The sequence below is a fragment of the Burkholderia sp. MSMB1498 genome, from assembly GCF_001526245.1.
In the GTDB taxonomy this organism is placed as follows: Bacteria; Pseudomonadota; Gammaproteobacteria; order Burkholderiales; family Burkholderiaceae; genus Burkholderia; species Burkholderia savannae.
This window is the reverse complement of record NZ_LOYJ01000066.1, coordinates 72,037-86,824: the sequence shown is the minus strand read 5'-3', so window position 1 is coordinate 86,824 and position 14,788 is coordinate 72,037. Positions and strand designations below refer to the sequence as shown.

Annotated in this window: 14 protein-coding genes and 1 tRNA gene; 6 read left to right on the top strand and 9 right to left on the bottom strand. The window is 65.6% G+C overall.

Annotated elements, in window-relative coordinates; genetic code table 11:
• Nucleotides 1–198 precede the first annotated feature (198 nt).
• Complete coding sequence (locus WS91_RS12630; RefSeq protein WP_038743282.1) at nt 199–471, top strand: hypothetical protein; 273 nt, start codon at nt 199–201, stop codon at nt 469–471.
• A 148-nt stretch (nt 472–619) separates the two neighbouring features.
• On the top strand, nt 620–877 hold the full coding sequence (locus WS91_RS12625; protein ID WP_038743283.1) for a hypothetical protein: 258 nt from the start codon (nt 620–622) through the stop codon (nt 875–877).
• Between the two features lie 48 nt (nt 878–925).
• Here the strand turns inward: WS91_RS12625 and WS91_RS12620 are convergent, their stop codons facing one another.
• Together WS91_RS12620 and bamC are read right to left on the bottom strand one after the other, a co-directional pair.
• Nucleotides 926–1,216: a putative quinol monooxygenase gene (locus WS91_RS12620; protein ID WP_038743285.1), complete on the bottom strand. Its 291-nt coding sequence runs from the start codon at nt 1,214–1,216 to the stop codon at nt 926–928.
• A gap of 552 nt (nt 1,217–1,768) precedes the next feature.
• Entirely contained in the window at nt 1,769–2,980 is a 1,212-nt protein-coding gene (gene bamC / locus WS91_RS12615) for an outer membrane protein assembly factor BamC (RefSeq protein ID WP_038744503.1), read from the bottom strand.
• A 311-nt stretch (nt 2,981–3,291) separates the two neighbouring features.
• On the opposite strand from bamC, the gene WS91_RS12610 reads away from it, so the two are divergent.
• The 4 genes from WS91_RS12610 (at nt 3,292) to WS91_RS12595 (ending at nt 8,702) form a co-directional block, all read left to right on the top strand.
• Complete coding sequence (locus tag WS91_RS12610; protein ID WP_059583154.1) at nt 3,292–3,789, top strand: DUF2844 domain-containing protein; 498 nt, start codon at nt 3,292–3,294, stop codon at nt 3,787–3,789.
• Between the two features lie 10 nt (nt 3,790–3,799).
• Nucleotides 3,800–5,008 carry a DUF3443 domain-containing protein gene (locus WS91_RS12605; protein WP_059670362.1) on the top strand — a complete coding sequence of 403 codons (1,209 nt, stop codon included), beginning with the start codon at nt 3,800–3,802 and terminating at the stop codon, nt 5,006–5,008.
• Nucleotides 5,009–5,192: 184 nt separating this feature from the next.
• Nucleotides 5,193–5,269, top strand: a tRNA-Pro gene (locus WS91_RS12600).
• Between the two features lie 1,279 nt (nt 5,270–6,548).
• Nucleotides 6,549–8,702 (top strand): hypothetical protein, encoded by a 2,154-nt coding sequence (locus WS91_RS12595; RefSeq protein ID WP_059670361.1) that lies wholly within the window; start codon nt 6,549–6,551, stop codon nt 8,700–8,702.
• 152 nt (nt 8,703–8,854) lie between these two features.
• Here the strand turns inward: WS91_RS12595 and WS91_RS12590 are convergent, their stop codons facing one another.
• The 7 genes from WS91_RS12590 to infC all read right to left on the bottom strand — a co-directional run bounded on the left by WS91_RS12590 (nt 8,855) and on the right by infC (nt 14,783).
• Nucleotides 8,855–9,259 (bottom strand): MerR family transcriptional regulator, encoded by a 405-nt coding sequence (locus WS91_RS12590; RefSeq protein WP_059645731.1) that lies wholly within the window; start codon nt 9,257–9,259, stop codon nt 8,855–8,857.
• 57 nt (nt 9,260–9,316) lie between these two features.
• A complete protein-coding gene (locus WS91_RS12585; protein WP_038751231.1) occupies nt 9,317–9,721 on the bottom strand; it encodes an integration host factor subunit alpha in 405 nt (134 codons plus the stop codon).
• A 72-nt stretch (nt 9,722–9,793) separates the two neighbouring features.
• Nucleotides 9,794–12,226 carry a phenylalanine--tRNA ligase subunit beta gene (pheT, locus tag WS91_RS12580; RefSeq protein ID WP_059670360.1) on the bottom strand — a complete coding sequence of 811 codons (2,433 nt, stop codon included), beginning with the start codon at nt 12,224–12,226 and terminating at the stop codon, nt 9,794–9,796.
• Nucleotides 12,227–12,313: 87 nt separating this feature from the next.
• Nucleotides 12,314–13,327 carry a phenylalanine--tRNA ligase subunit alpha gene (gene pheS, locus WS91_RS12575; protein WP_059583141.1) on the bottom strand — a complete coding sequence of 338 codons (1,014 nt, stop codon included), beginning with the start codon at nt 13,325–13,327 and terminating at the stop codon, nt 12,314–12,316.
• A gap of 148 nt (nt 13,328–13,475) precedes the next feature.
• Complete coding sequence (gene rplT / locus WS91_RS12570) at nt 13,476–13,835, bottom strand: 50S ribosomal protein L20 (protein WP_004192938.1); 360 nt, start codon at nt 13,833–13,835, stop codon at nt 13,476–13,478.
• Nucleotides 13,836–13,865: 30 nt separating this feature from the next.
• The gene (gene rpmI, locus WS91_RS12565; RefSeq protein ID WP_004191477.1) at nt 13,866–14,063 is read right to left on the bottom strand and encodes a 50S ribosomal protein L35; all 198 of its coding nucleotides are present in this window, start codon (nt 14,061–14,063) and stop codon (nt 13,866–13,868) included.
• Nucleotides 14,064–14,258: 195 nt separating this feature from the next.
• Nucleotides 14,259–14,783 carry a translation initiation factor IF-3 gene (gene infC, locus WS91_RS12560; RefSeq protein WP_081464034.1) on the bottom strand — a complete coding sequence of 175 codons (525 nt, stop codon included), beginning with the start codon at nt 14,781–14,783 and terminating at the stop codon, nt 14,259–14,261.
• Nucleotides 14,784–14,788 lie beyond the last annotated feature (5 nt).

The following is a 14,788-nucleotide window of genomic DNA, read 5'->3' as shown; positions in this document are numbered from 1 at the left end:
GCCAGCCCCCCATTTTGCGCACGCGAATGGCGCGGCGATGACGGGTTGCCGCACTGTTGCGCCCGATCCACGCCACCAGGCGCCATGACGCAATCGAATGCACTGATCCGTCACTTTTGATAAACTCGCCTCACTCGATTGCAGACGCCAGACAAATCGGCAACACTCGGGTCCATCACCACTTAGCGGAGGTAAGCAATGAAGAAGATGACCATGGCTATCCTGGTATCGATGTCGGCTCTGGCTGGCGCAGCGCATGCGCAAGAGAGCACGGAAATCAGGACGATCACCGATCCGGCAAAGATTGCAGAAATCGAGCAACGCGCACAAGCGCTGCAACAACAGCAGGCAGCCGAGCCGGCCGCCGAGGCGAAACCGATGCACGAGCAGCACAAGCATCACGCGAAGAAGGCTCATAAGGGCGCGAAGAAAGCCGCCAAGGCGGCTCCCGCGAGCGACGCCGGCCAATAAGCACGGCACGCCCCGCTTGCGCGAAAGCCGAATCCGGCATGCCGGGTTCGGCTTTTTCATTGGCGCGCCCCAATGAGCGCGTAGCGCATTATGCTAAAGTCGCGCACCGTACTTTTCCAACCGTGCGCACTCCGGTGCGGAGGACTGAATGAGCAACATCCAACTCGACATCGAATGGACCGAAGCCGCGACGCGCAAGATCAAGCAACTGATGCCGCGCGGCTCCGACGACGCGTTCCTCGCGCTGCCGCCGATCGAATGCCTGCCGACGGAAGGCGACGTGCTTTTCCTCGGTCCGCAGGGCAAGCAGCAGCCGTTCATCGTCGCTGAGCGGCAATACCACCATGACGGCGACGCCGACTGGACGATCATCCTGATTCTCGACGTCCCGAACGCATCGCACTGATCGCCGATGCGCCCATCGGGCCGCGCGACGCGCGGCCCGCCCTCTTCGCTACGCGATCTTCGACGCGACGCGAATTTCCGAACTCTCGATCCAGTCCGCCGCCGCGCGCTTGTACGCGTCGATGTGAGCGGAACGCGCATGGGCGGCGAGCGCCGCCTCGCTGGCCCAACGCTCGATGAAGATGAAACGGCGCGGCTCATGGAGATCGCGGTGCAGATCGTATTGCAGCGCGCCCTCTTCGTTGCGCGTCGGCCCGACGATTCCCTCGAGCTGCTCCAACAGTTTTGCTTCCGCGCCCGGCTTGGCGACGATGAACGCGACGACGGCGACTTCGGACATGCAGATCTCCTTTGCTGCGTGACAAAGGGCTCAGCATACGCGAATCGACACGAGCGGGCTTTCGCGCATTCACGCCCGACCACCCAAAAAAATAGCCCGCGCTTCACGAGAAGCGCGGGCAAAACCGTCGCCCTACGAGGATAGGCGACGGGGCCACCGAGACCCGCGCGAACGCACGGGTCGTCGTCCAGTACGGCAGCTTCGCCGGCAACGGCGACTGCCTGAAACGTCGACATCCACACTAGGCGGGAGGCACGCATAGCCGAGCCAGGCTGTTTTCTTGGCGCCCTCCCTGATTGCTTGGTTGACGATAGATAGAGCAGCTTCCGTGCCAACTGAAGGCCACCCATCAAACGATTGATTTTTAACGATTAATCCTCAAACGCCAGACAGAAATGTGCATTCATTCCATTCGTTACGGGGTGACGTTACGTAACGCGACGAATGCATGACAAGCGCTCGAGTCCGCATCGACGGCCGGCCGCGGGCACAAAAAAGCCCGCCGAAAGGCGGGCTTGGCGGGTTCGGCGGCGAACGCCGCGCGCCTCGACGTCAGCGCAGCTGATTGACGAGCAGCGACATGATTTGCCGCGCGGGCGCCGATGCGTCGACACCGCCCTTCTCGTCCACGATCGCCACGCGCGTCTGGCCCTCGGTGATCGCCTTCACGTTGACGAGGTACTGCTTCGCCTTCTTCTCCTTCTTGCCGTGGAACAGCTGGCTCCAGAAGCCCTGCTCCTCGACGCTCAGATCCTTCGGATCGACGTAGCGCACGTAATAAAGGCCCTTCGTGCGATCGCGATCGTCGACCGTGAAATTCGCGCGATCGAGCGCGAGGCCGACGTGCAGCCACGAGCGATCGTACGGCTCCGCGAGCGTCACTTCGGGCGGCACGTCGGGCAGCGCGCTCGCATCGCCCGGACCGCGCGATGCGGATGCGCTCGCGACGTTCTGCGCGGCGATCGCCGCCGCGGCATCCTTGCTCTTGCCGCTCGACGCCTTCGCGCTTTTCGACGGCGCCGCATCGTCGGTGATCGGCACGCCGCCCGCCTTCACACGCGCATCGTTCTGCGCGAGCACGGCCATCAGGCGCTTCAGGTATTCGGTTTCGAGGCCCGGATCGTTCGCCTTCGGCTCCCACTTGCTCGAGTCGTTGTTCGCGCCCGTCAGCGCCTCGCGCATCCCCTTCTGGCTGATGAAGACGTACGTGCCGCCGTTCGGCGCCGCGTCGAGGCGCGTGCGGTACTTGTTGCGCTCCGCCGTGACGTACGAGTTGCCCATCGCTTTCGAGATCACGCCCCGAATCAGGCCGTCGTTGATCTGCGGATGCGTTTCGTTCCAGTCGGTTTCCATCACGCCTTTGTCGCGCTGCTCGACGACGAGCAGGAAGCCCTGCTCCTGCCAGAAGCGGCGCACCTGGGGCCAGATTTGCGCCGGCGCCTTGTCGTCGATCACGAGCCAGCTTTCGCTGCCGTCGCGCTGGATGCGCATGCCGGGGACGACGGGCGCGACCGCGTCGGTGGGCGGCGCGACCTGCTGCACCTGCTGCAGGCTGGAAAGCGACGTCGCGCCGCCCTGCGGCGGCAACGACCGCTGATCCGGCGTCTCGTCGAGCATGTTGGGCGGCACCGCGAGCGACACCTCCTTCGATTTCGAATCGCTCTTGTAGTCGATTTTCGTAGGCGACGGCGTACTGCAGCCGGCAACGAACACGCCGGTTGCAAGCAGTGCTGCGAACCGCTTGGTAAGACGAAGATCAGTCATGTTCAGGGAATCCTTCCACTAGGTCACGGCGACTTTTCCGTGAGTCAACTTTCTATTTTACCGGTCCGGCGGCGGACCGTGCAAAAAGCGCGCGGTCTCATTTGTGCGCTTTCGTATGCGCCCATCGCGTCGCTCGCTCGCGCATGGCCCGTCCCGCGTGCGCGACGGCGAAGCGGCGCATGGCGACTCGCATTGCCGCCTAGGGATAACGAGCATCCGGCACCCGAAATTTCGGCCTCAGCGCGCGCCGGGACTCACTATCATTGATTGGACAGTGACCCCAGCCGTATTCACCTGCGGAGGGCAGTCGCATGAACAACAAGCAGTCACCTTCTCCGACGCGGCGCGGCCCGGCGCATGCCCTTCTCGTGGTCGCAGTCGCCGCCGCCGTCGCGCTCGCCCCCGTCGCCGCGCACTCGCAACTCGGCGGCATCGCCCCGAACCCGTCGGCGCGCATGTTCGCGCAAGGGGCGACCGCGCTCTTCGACGGCGCCGTCACGATGCGCAGCTACGTCGACACGGGCGGCACGACGATTCGCGAGTACGCGACGCGCACGGGACAGATTTTCGCGTACACGTGGGACGGGCCGACATCGCCGAACCTGCGGCAGCTGCTCGGCGAGCGCTTCGCGATCTACCAAGGCCACGCCGTCGCGACCGATCCGCGCGTCCGCGCGGGACTCCATGCGGGACGCGTCGCGCAAGCCGACTTCGTCGTCGAAGCCGGCGGCCGCATGCGTGCGTACGTCGGCCGCGCGTGGCTGCCCGGCGCGGTGCCGGCCGGCGTGTCGATCGACGCTCTGCGGTGAGGAGACGGCCATGCCCCTCAAGATCGCGTGGTGCGTCGCCGCGCTCGCCGCGATGCTCGCCGCATGCGGTGGCGGCGGCGGTGGCGGCTCGGCGACGCCGAACTCGAACGGCAACGGCAACGGCGTCGCGCCGTCCAGCGCGGCGAACGTGCAGCCCGTCACGGTGTCGGCGGGCGTGACGGGTGCGGCGAACATGCTGATGACGAGCGTCACCGTGTGCGTGCCGAACACGAACGACTGCCAGACGCTCGACAACGTGCAGATCGACACCGGCTCGGAGGGCTTGCGCATCCTCGCGGCCGCGCTGCCGCCGAGCGTCGCGCTGCCGATCGCGGCGGCCGCGAACGCGCCGATCACGGGCGCATGCGCGGTGTTCGGCACGGGCTTCACGTGGGGCGCCGTGCGTCGCGCCGACGTGAAGATCGCAGGCGAAGTCGCGGCGAACATCCCGATCCAGGTGATCGCCGACCCGAGCACGCCGAACACGCCAGCCGATTGCACGCAAAGCGCCGGGCCGATGCAAACACAAGGCACGCTGCGCGCGAACGGGATTCTCGGCATCGGTCTTTTCACCACGGACTGCGGCCCCGCGTGCGCCAACAGCGCGTTGTCCGGCTGGTATTACGCATGCGCGACGGATGGCTCATGCACGAGCACGTCGCAGCCGATTGCGCAACAGGTCGCGAATCCGGTCGGCGCGTTCGCGAGCGACAACAACGGCTCGGCGATCGTGCTGCCCGCGATCCCGGCAACAGGCTCGGCGACGGTCAACGGCTCGCTCGTCTTCGGCATCGGCACGCAGACGAACAACGGACTCGGCTCGACGACGACGCTCGCGACGATCTCCTCGGGCGCCTACGTGACGAGCGTGCTCAACGGCAACACGAACATGCGCACGTTCTTCGACAGCGGCTCGAACGGGATCTTCTTCGCGGATGCCTCGCTGCCGCAATGCGGATCGTGGTTTTGCCCCGGCAGCACGCAGACGTTCGGCATCACGCTCACGAGCGGCAACGGCACGCCGACCAAAGCGACGACGTTCCAGGTCGCAAGCTCGCAAGTGCTGTTCTCCACGTTCAACTTCGCGTTCGACGATCTCGCGGGCCCGATCGGCAACGTCGTCGATCTGGGGCTGCCGTTCTTCTATGGACGCAGCGTCTATACCGCGATCGAAGGGAGAGCAACGCCCGCGGGACCCGGGCCGTACTATGCGTTCTGAAGGAACGCGCGGAAGATGCGATCGTGCGGCGCGCGGCGCGAAACGCATCGACGCATTGATTCGCGTGCCGATGCGATTGATCCGCAACGGCGTCGCGCGCGAATAGGCATCGTGCCGGCGTCGAACAGAATTTGCATCCGAGCAGTTCTATTTGAGAAAAGTGTCTGTTATACTTTCACGCTTTCGGGGCGTAGCGCAGCCTGGTAGCGTACCTGCATGGGGTGCAGGTGGTCGGAGGTTCAAATCCTCTCGCCCCGACCAAGATCAAACCCGCGTCAGCCATGGCTGACGCGGGTTTTTCTTTTGCGGCGATGTTCTAGCGATCCGCGCGCGATCTTGAGCACAATCGCCCATGTCGAGGACACGCGAACACGATCCCGATGCAGCGCTACGATGCACTGCCAAACACAACAAACAGGAACAGCAAATTCATGAAACTGGCCATTCTCATTGTCATGTTGGCGGCACTTGCAGGATGCATCGGCGTGAGCATTCAACCGACGGCGGACGGCGGCTATAAAGTCGGCCCCGCCGCAACAGGTGGCTTCTGACGTACCAGGCAACAGCCCCACCGCTGCCGATCGATGCGCGCGACGCGCCGCCCGTTCCGAGACGCGCACGACTCGGAAACGGACGACTCGTCGCAGGACGTCCCGCGATCCATCGTCCGCATCGCGCGCTTCGCAACGCCAGAATTCGGGCAATAGCCCCCGCGAACTCGACCGCCCCGACGCATGGAAGCAAGCTCGAAGGGCGCGCCAGACATTGCAATGCGCAGCGCGAGTGTGGTCACGCGTCCATGCGTCACCAGCCTCGTCGGCAAAAACAAGCGTCTCGCCGCATCACATGCTGCTCCAGCGTTCACGCCGACGCTCACACCCGCTTCATCCCCGCACCGACAGCCTGCCGAAGACGCGCTCGTCAAGCCGTTTGCGCGCGAGCGACATCGGCCTCCCAACTTCCCGGCGACGCAGCACTTCTTCGGCCGACGGGCGCGCGCCGCATGGGGGATCGCATCGCCCCCCCTCTCGACGCATCGCACATCCGCATGCCCGCGCCGGCATCGATCCGAACGCTCCCGCGTCGATTGCGATCCGAATATGCCGCGCGCGAGCCGAATACCGGCGCGCGACGCATTTCTCCGGCCGCGACGCGGCTCCACGCCGCCACCAGCGACGCACGCAACGCCCACCTGGGCTCGCCCGGACACCACGGTCGACATCCCTTCGGCGGAAGCACTTCACATGATTTCGCGTCACGGATCACGGCCCGCGCTTCATACGAGCGTTTGATTCGTATCATTGCCATCGCGACATCCGCGCCGCAACGCGCCATCTTGCAGCGCAGCACGCCGGGCCGATGTTTGGTGCCGCTCCTCTAGCGCGGCTATGCCACACTGCCGCCAAACATCGGCGCCAGCCGACGCGCGCGCTCGCGCGCCAGTCACGACAAAGATAGGGAGACATCAACGATGCGGACACAGGTCCAGCGCGCCCAGCGCACGCCGCCGTTTCACCGTACGCGCGGCGCATGGCGCGCCATGTGCACGGCCATTTCGGCTTCACGCTGGTTCCTGCGCTCGTGCGCGGGAACGGCGGTCACGCTCGCCGTTCTGAGCGCGGGATGCGCGGAATCGACGCCCAAGACCGATCGCGGCAGCACGACGTCGACGGCGATCGAGCGCGCGAAGGCCGATCGCGTCGCGCGCGAGCAGCAGATCGCACGGACCGTGCCGACGCTCGCGTCGATCAAGGTCGACCAGCTACGCCCGCTCACGCTGCGCGATTCCGGCCAGAGCGGCACGCTCGCGTTCCTGCGCGAAGTCGATTTCCGCATCGTCGGCGATCTCGGCTTCCTCGTCCACGAGTTGTCGGCGACGCTCGTGCCGACTCGTCCCGGCGCACCCGCCGTCTTCGACGATCCGACGAGCTTCGACATCGCCGTGCACCACGGCACCGTGACGCTCGACGATACGAAGCTCAACGCGCTCTTCGGCGGCTACATCTTCGGCTACCGCAATGCGCCGCTGCGAAACGTGCGCGTGACGGCGGGCGAAGGCTTCCTCGACATCCGCGGCGAAATGCAGCGAGACGGCTGGGTGCCGTTCTCGCTGAGGGGCAAGCTGGAGATTCGCGACGGCTCGACGCTCGTCTTTCGCCCGACCGACGTGCACGTCTCGGGCATCGACGCGGGCCCCGTGATGCGGGCCGCGAAAGTGCAAGTGTCGGATCTGCTGAAGATCGACACGCCGATCGTGAAGCTGAACGGCAACGATCTCGTGCTGAACGTGGACAAGCTGCTGCCGCCGCCCCATCTGAAGATCAACATCATCGCGCTGAAACTCACGCCCGCCGGCCTCGACCTCGTGCTCGACGACGGCACGAAGGCGGGCTTCACGATGCCGGAGAACGCGCCGAAGCACGCGATGTATCTGCGCGGCGGCGACGTGAAATTCATGCGCACGATGCCGATGAACGCGGACATCGTGATCTATCCGCCGCGCGAGTCATCGCCGGACGACGCGTTCGTGTTCGACATGTATCACTACCGCGAGCAGCTCGTCGCCGGCTATTTCAACTTCGAGCCGAGCGGCGCGCTGTCGATCCTGATGCCGTCGTACCGGCAGGTCGCGCGCCCCGCCGCACCGGGCATCGGCAGCGCGTCCGCGCGGATGAACGACAGCCTGATCGACGCGCAGCAGTCGAACCTGAACGAAGCGCGCCGCCAATGGGAGGCATTCGCGATCGCACCGCACGGCGGCGCGCCGCAGTCCAACTTCCGCAAGGTGGCCGCGCGGCCGGGCGGCGACGTGACGGCCTTCGGCCCGCGCCATATCTCGAACGGCACGACCACGATCCACCTGCACAACGCCGATTTCTACATCGCCGGCAACATCGGCTTTCGCGTCGACGATCTCGTCGTCCAGCTCGTCGCGAAACGCGCGGGCGAGCCCGTCGACCTCGACGATCCGAATCAGTACGACATCCGCATCGTGAGCGGCTCGGTGCTCGCGCCGTGGGACGCGATGTCCGACCTCTTCAACCGCCATCTGCTCGACTATTCGCCGCGCTCGCTGAACGATCTGAAGCTGAGCGCCGACGGCGACATGCTGCGCGTGCAGGGCGGCCTCAAGCTGTGGAACCAGGTGCCGCCCGGCGTGTGGCTGCCGGCCGACATGAAGGGCACGCTGTCGCTCCTCGACGATCGCCATCTCGCGTTCACGCCGACGCAGGTGTCGGTGCTCGGCGTGCCGCAGGCGAAGCTGCTGCGCGCGCTCGGCATCGAGCTGTCGTCGCTCGCGCCGCTCAAGCGTCGCGGCGCCGAGCTGCGCGGCAATGCGCTCGTGCTCGACCAGTACACGGTGTTCCCGTCGCCCATGCTGGTCGGCCACATGTCGCAGGCGACGGTCGAGCCGGACGGCCTGCGCCTCACGTTCCGCCCGGCGCCGAACGCGCCCGTGCTGCGCCCGCCCGCGAACCTTCCGAACAGCTACCTGTGGCTCGAAAGCGGCGATACGAAGATGTTCAACGTCCTCGTGCTAAACATGCGCATTCTCGTCGAGGACACGACGAAACAGCGGGTGCGCTTCGATCTCTACGACTACCGCGACGTGGTCTCGCGCGGTGCGGTGCGGATGGTGCACGACGGCACGCTGTACGTCGACGTCGGCAAGAAGGACCCGCTCGCGCGGTGATTCGCGCCGCGCGCGGCGCGGCCTCCGCGGGGAAACAGCGCGAAAAAAAGCCCGTGCGATCCAAGGTTCGCACGGGCTCGTCTACGATTGCCGGCCACTTGCCGCTCGAGGCGCGCGGCCTCGGCACATCCTGCGCTCCCTCGACGCCGCGCTCAGCCGCGCTTGAGGCTGTCGATCACGTCGAGAAGCGCCCGGCGCAACTGCGCGACGTCGATCGTGTCGCCCGTTGCCGGCTCGGCCGCATGCTGCTCCAACTCGCCCGGCTCGGGCGGCGCGCTCCGCTCGCTGCCGACCGTGTCGAGCCGGTTGCGCGCGCCGTTGATCGTGAAGCCCTGCTCGTACAGCAGCTCGCGAATCCGCCGGATCAGCAGCACCTCGTGGTGCTGGTAGTAGCGGCGGTTCCCCCGCCGCTTCACCGGGCGCAGCTGCGTGAACTCCTGCTCCCAATACCGCAGCACGTGGGGCTTCACGCCGCACAATTCGCTCACTTCCCCGATCGTGAAGTAGCGCTTCGCGGGAATCGGAGGCAGCACGACTTTCTCAACCGTCGACGTCATCGTCAGTTAACCGTCGGTAAGGGCGCGGGCGCTCCGCGCAGGTGGCGAAGCGCCGGCTCAGCGCACGAGATCCGATTCGGCGCCGTTTTCGACGAGCGCCTTCAGCTTCTGGCTCGCGTGGAACGTCACGACACGGCGCGCGGCGATCGGAATCGCCTCGCCCGTCTTCGGATTGCGCCCCGGCCGCTGCGGCTTGTCGCGCAGCTGGAAATTGCCGAAGCCGGACAGCTTCACGCTCTCGCCATTCTCGAGGGCATCGCGGATCACCTCGAAGAACGCCTCGACCATGTCCTTCGCCTCGCGTTTGTTGAGGCCGACGCTGTCGAACAGCAGCTCGGCCAGCTCGGCCTTCGTCAGCGTCGGCGTATCGCCGGCGGGCGGCGACGCCGGGACGTCGCGGGACATGGCGCTGCGCTGCGCCGTCAGAAGGGCTTCAAATTCACTCGAGTTCATGTCGTTCATATCTGCAAAACTAGCGCGTCAAACTTGGACAAAAACACTGACGAAAGCGGCGGCTTCCGCCACTTTCGCGCCCTATCCGCGCAAACGCGCGCCATAGACTCGAGCCATGCGATCCACGAGGGTCTGAATCGCCAGATCGACCGTCTCGTCCTGCAAGGTTCCGGCCGCATCCTGCAGCGTGACGCGGAACGCAAGGCTTTTCTCGTGGGCTGACAACCCACTGGAAGTATTTGATTTTGCACGAAATTCATCAAAGAGCGCAACCTTCTGGACGAACTTGCACGCGTCTTCGGCAAGCGCCTTCTTCATCTCGTCGAAAAGCGCCTGCACTTCGACCTTCTGGTCTACCACGACCGCGATGTCGCGACGCACCGGCGGGAACTTCGACACCTCGGACGGCGCGGGCAGCGCGCGCGCGACGAGCGCGTCCGCGTCGATCTCGAACATCACGGGCGCGTGCGGCAGCTCGTACTTCTGCATCAGGCGCGGGTGCAGCTCGCCGATCCAGCCGACCGCGCGGCCGTCGACTTCGATCTGCGCGCTGCGCCCCGGATGCAGCGCCGCATGCTCGGCCTTCACGAAGCGCGCCGCGACGGGGGCCAACAGCGCCTCGAGATCGCCCTTCACGTCGAAATAATCGACCTGGCGCGTCGCCACGCCCCACTGCTCGTCCGCAACGGGCCCGTACGCGAGCGCGCCGACGCGCTTCGGCTGCGCGTAGCCTTCGACCGCGAGCTCGCCCGCCTTCACCGCAGGATCGGCGACGAACACGCGCCCCGTCTCGAACACGCGCACGCGATCGGCGCGGCGGTTCAGGTTGTGGCGCAGCACGCCGACGAGGCTGCCGAACAGCGTCGTGCGCATCACGGAGAGCTGGCTCGCGATCGGGTTCAGCAGACGCACCGGCTCGTCGTTGCCGGCGAAGTCGCGCTCCCACTCGGCATCGACGAAGCTGAAGTTGACCGTTTCCGCGTAGTCGCGCGCGGCGAGCGCGTGACGGATCGCGTGAATCGAGCGGCGCGTCTCGTCGGTCGCGCGCATCTCGCTCGTCGCGACGGGCGGGCGCGCGGGAATCTTCTCGAAGCCGTGAATCCGCGCGACTTCCTCGATCAGATCCTCTTCGATCTCGATGTCGAAGCGGTGCGGCGGCGGCGTCACGCTGAACACGTCGCCGTCGCGCTCGAATGCGAGGCCAAGGCGCGTGAAGATTTGCGCGACTTGGTCGCCGCCGATCTCGACGCCGATGATCCGGTTCGCGCGCGACACGCGCATCGTGACGGGCGCGCGCTGCGGCAGGTTCGCGATCTGATCGTCGACGGGGCCCGCCTGGCCGCCGCAGATGTCGAGGATCAGCTGCGTGATCCGCTCGACATGCTCGACGGTCGTCGAGTAATCGACGCCGCGCTCGAAGCGATGCGCCGCGTCGGTCGAGAAGTTGTACTTGCGCGCGCGGCCGCGGATGCTGTCCGGCCACCAGAACGCCGCTTCGAGATAGATGTTCGTCGTGTCGAGCGTGACGGCCGTGCTGTCGCCGCCCATGATGCCCGCGAGGCTCTCGACTTGGGCGTCGTCGGCGATCACGCCGACCGTCTCGTCGAGCTCGACCGTGTTGCCGTTCAGCAGCTTGAGCGATTCGCCGCGCTTGCCCCAGCGCACGCGGATGCCGCCGTGGATCTTGTCGAGATCGAACACGTGCGACGGGCGGCCCAGCTCGAACATCACGTAGTTCGAGATGTCGACGAGCGCGGACACGCTGCGCTGGCCGGCGCGCTCGAGGCGCTCGACCATCCATCGCGGCGTCTTCGCGCGCGCGTTCACGCCGCGGATCACGCGGCCGGAGAAGCGGCCGCACAGGTCGGGCGCGGCAATCTCGACGGGCAGCGTCTCCGTCAGCTCGGCGAGAACCGGCCGGATGTCGGGCGCCGTGAGCGGCGCGCCCGTGATCGCGGCCGTCTCGCGCGCGATACCGAACACGGACAGGCAGTCCGCCTTGTTCGGCGTCAGCTTGATTTCGAAGACGGTGTCGTCGAGGTTCAGCGCTTCCCGGATGTCCTGGCCAACGGGCGTGTCCTCCGGCAGGATCATGAGACCGCTGTGGTCCTCGGAAAGCTTCAGCTCGCGCGCCGAGCAGAGCATCCCCTGGCTCTCGACGCCGCGCAGCTTCGACAGCTTGATCGCGAACGGCACGCCGCCTTCCTCGGCGGGCGGCAGCTTCGCGCCGACGAGCGCGACGGGCACCTTGATGCCCGGCTCGACGTTCGGCGCGCCGCAGACGATCTGCAGCGTCGCGCCCGTGCCGGCGTCGACCTGGCAAACGTTGAGCTTGTCCGCATCCGGATGCTTGACCACCTCGAGCACGCGGCCGACGACGATCTTCTCGGTCGGCGCCGCCGCCGGGCGCAGCGACTCGACCTCGAGCCCCGCCATCGTCAGCGCGTGCGACAGTTCGTCCGTCGTCAGTTGCGGATCGACAAAGGTTCTCAGCCAGGATTCAGGGAATTGCATGGATATCCACGTTCGAAACAGGTTAGATCGAGGCCCGGCGCGCCGCCTCGGTGGGCCGGCCGGGCGCGGAGCGGGACGGTCGCGCCGTTACGCGAACTGCCGCAGGAAGCGCAGGTCGTTCTCGAAGAACAGACGCAGGTCCTGCACGCCGTAGCGCAGCATCGTCAGCCGCTCGAGGCCGCTGCCGAACGCGAAGCCGATGTAGCGCTCGGGGTCGAGGCCCATGTTGCGAATCACCGCCGGATGCACCTGGCCGGAGCCGGAGATCTCGAGCCATTTGCCCGCGTTCTTGCCGTGCTCGAACATCATGTCGATCTCGGCCGACGGCTCGGTGAACGGGAAGTACGACGGACGGAAGCGCACGAGGATGTCGTCGCGCTCGAAAAATTTCTTCAGGAAATCAGTGTAGACGCCCTTCAGGTCGGCGAAGCTGACGTTCTCGTCGATCCACAGGCCTTCGACCTGGTTGAACATCGGCGAGTGCGTCGCGTCACTGTCGACACGGTACGTACGGCCGGGCGCGATCACCTTGATGGGCGGCCGGTTCATCCGCGCGTAGCGGACCTGCATCGGGCTCGTGTGCGTGCGCAGCAGGAGCGGACGGCCGTCGGCATCCTTGCCGTCGACGTAGAACGTGTCCTGCATCGAGCGCGCCGGATGGTTCTCCGGGCTGTTCAATGCGGTGAAGTTGTACCAATCGGTTTCGATCTCGGGGCCGTCGGCCACGTCGAAGCCGATCGAGCGGAAAATCTGTTCGACGCGCTCCCACGTGCGCATCACCGGATGGAGGCTGCCCGCGCCCGTGCCGCGCCCCGGCAGCGTGACGTCGATCGCCTCGGCGGCGAGACGCTGGTTCAGGAGCGCGTCGGCGAGCGCCTGGCGGCGCGCGTTCAGCGCGGCTTCGACCTGCTGCTTCGCGACATTGATGCGCGCGCCTTCCGTCTTGCGCGCCTCGGGATCGAGCTTGCCGAGGCCCTTCAGCAGCTCGGTCAGCGCGCCCGACTTACCGAGAAACCGCGCCTTCTCGTTCTCGAGCGTGGTGATATCCGCAGCCCCTTCGAACGACTGCTGCGCGTCGGCGACAATCTGGTCCAGATCCATTGATCCCATCACTTCCAACGTCAGTTGTGCTCGTCGAGCGAAACGCCCGACCCAACAAAAAAGGGGCTCGGAAGAGCCCCGTTTTCGCTGCAGCGGCCGCGACTACCGGAACATCGCTGCAGCTCACCACGCAGTGCTAATTTCGCAATTAGGCTGCAACGGCGGCTTTCACCTGCTTCACGATCGCGGCAAAAGCTGCCTTGTCGAACACCGCCATGTCGGCCAGCACCTTGCGGTCGAGTTCGATCGACGCCTTCTTCAGGCCGTTGATGAACACGCTGTAGGTCATGTCGTGCTGACGCACGGCCGCATTGATACGCGTGATCCACAGTGCGCGGAACACACGCTTCTTGTTGCGACGGTCGCGGTACGCATACTGGCCAGCGCGCATCACCGCCTGCTTGGCGATGCGGTAGACGTTGTTGCGGCGGCCGCGATAACCCTTGGCCAGGTTGATGATCTTCTTGTGACGGGCCCGTGCGGTTACCCCACGTTTGACTCGAGGCATGTTTCTCTCCTGTGAGTATCGGTTGAGGGGTTACGCGAACGGGAGCATCGCGCGGACGGAGTTCAGATCGGAATCATGAACTGCCGTGGCGCCGCGCAGGTGACGCTTGTTCTTCGTGGTTTTCTTGGTCAGGATGTGACGCTTGAAGGCTTGACCGCGCTTGACGGTGCCGCCCGGACGCACCACGAAGCGCTTTGCAGCGCTCTTCTTGGTCTTCATCTTAGGCATGACGAACAACTCCAGTTTATTTGATGGAGGTGGGTGTGCGGTTGGCTTGCGCCCTCAACCCGCCCTTCGGAACCCAGTCCACTTGTGTACGGCGCGTGCGCTCGCGCGATCGCCGTCGTTTCAGGCACGCCGCCCCGACCGGACGACGCGCCGAACCACTTCACCGAGCCGCCGCGCACGCGCGCGGCACGCCCGTTACTTCTTCTTTTTCGGCGAGAGCACCATGATCATCTGGCGCCCTTCCATTTTCGGCATCTGCTCGACCTGACCGACTTCGTCGAGGTCGGTGCGCAGACGCTCGAGCATCCGCATGCCGATTTCCTGGTGAGCCATTTCACGGCCGCGGAAACGCAACGTGATCTTCGTCTTGTCGCCTTCCTCGAGGAAGCGCACCAGATTGCGAAGCTTGACGTTGTAATCGCCGTCATCGGTCCCTGGGCGGAATTTCACTTCCTTGACCTGGATGACCTTTTGCTTGAGCTTCGCCTCGTGCTGCTTCTTGGCTTCCTGGTACTTGAACTTGCCGTAATCCATCAGACGGCAAACCGGCGGAGCCGCTTGCGGCGCGATCTCCACCAGGTCAACATCCAGTTCTTCCGATTTACGGAAAGCCTCGGCGAGTTTCACGATGCCGATGGGCTCGCCATCGACCCCGACCAGACGCACTTCCGGTGCAGTGATTTCACCGTTGATGCGATGCGACGACTTATCAGTAGCGATGTTAC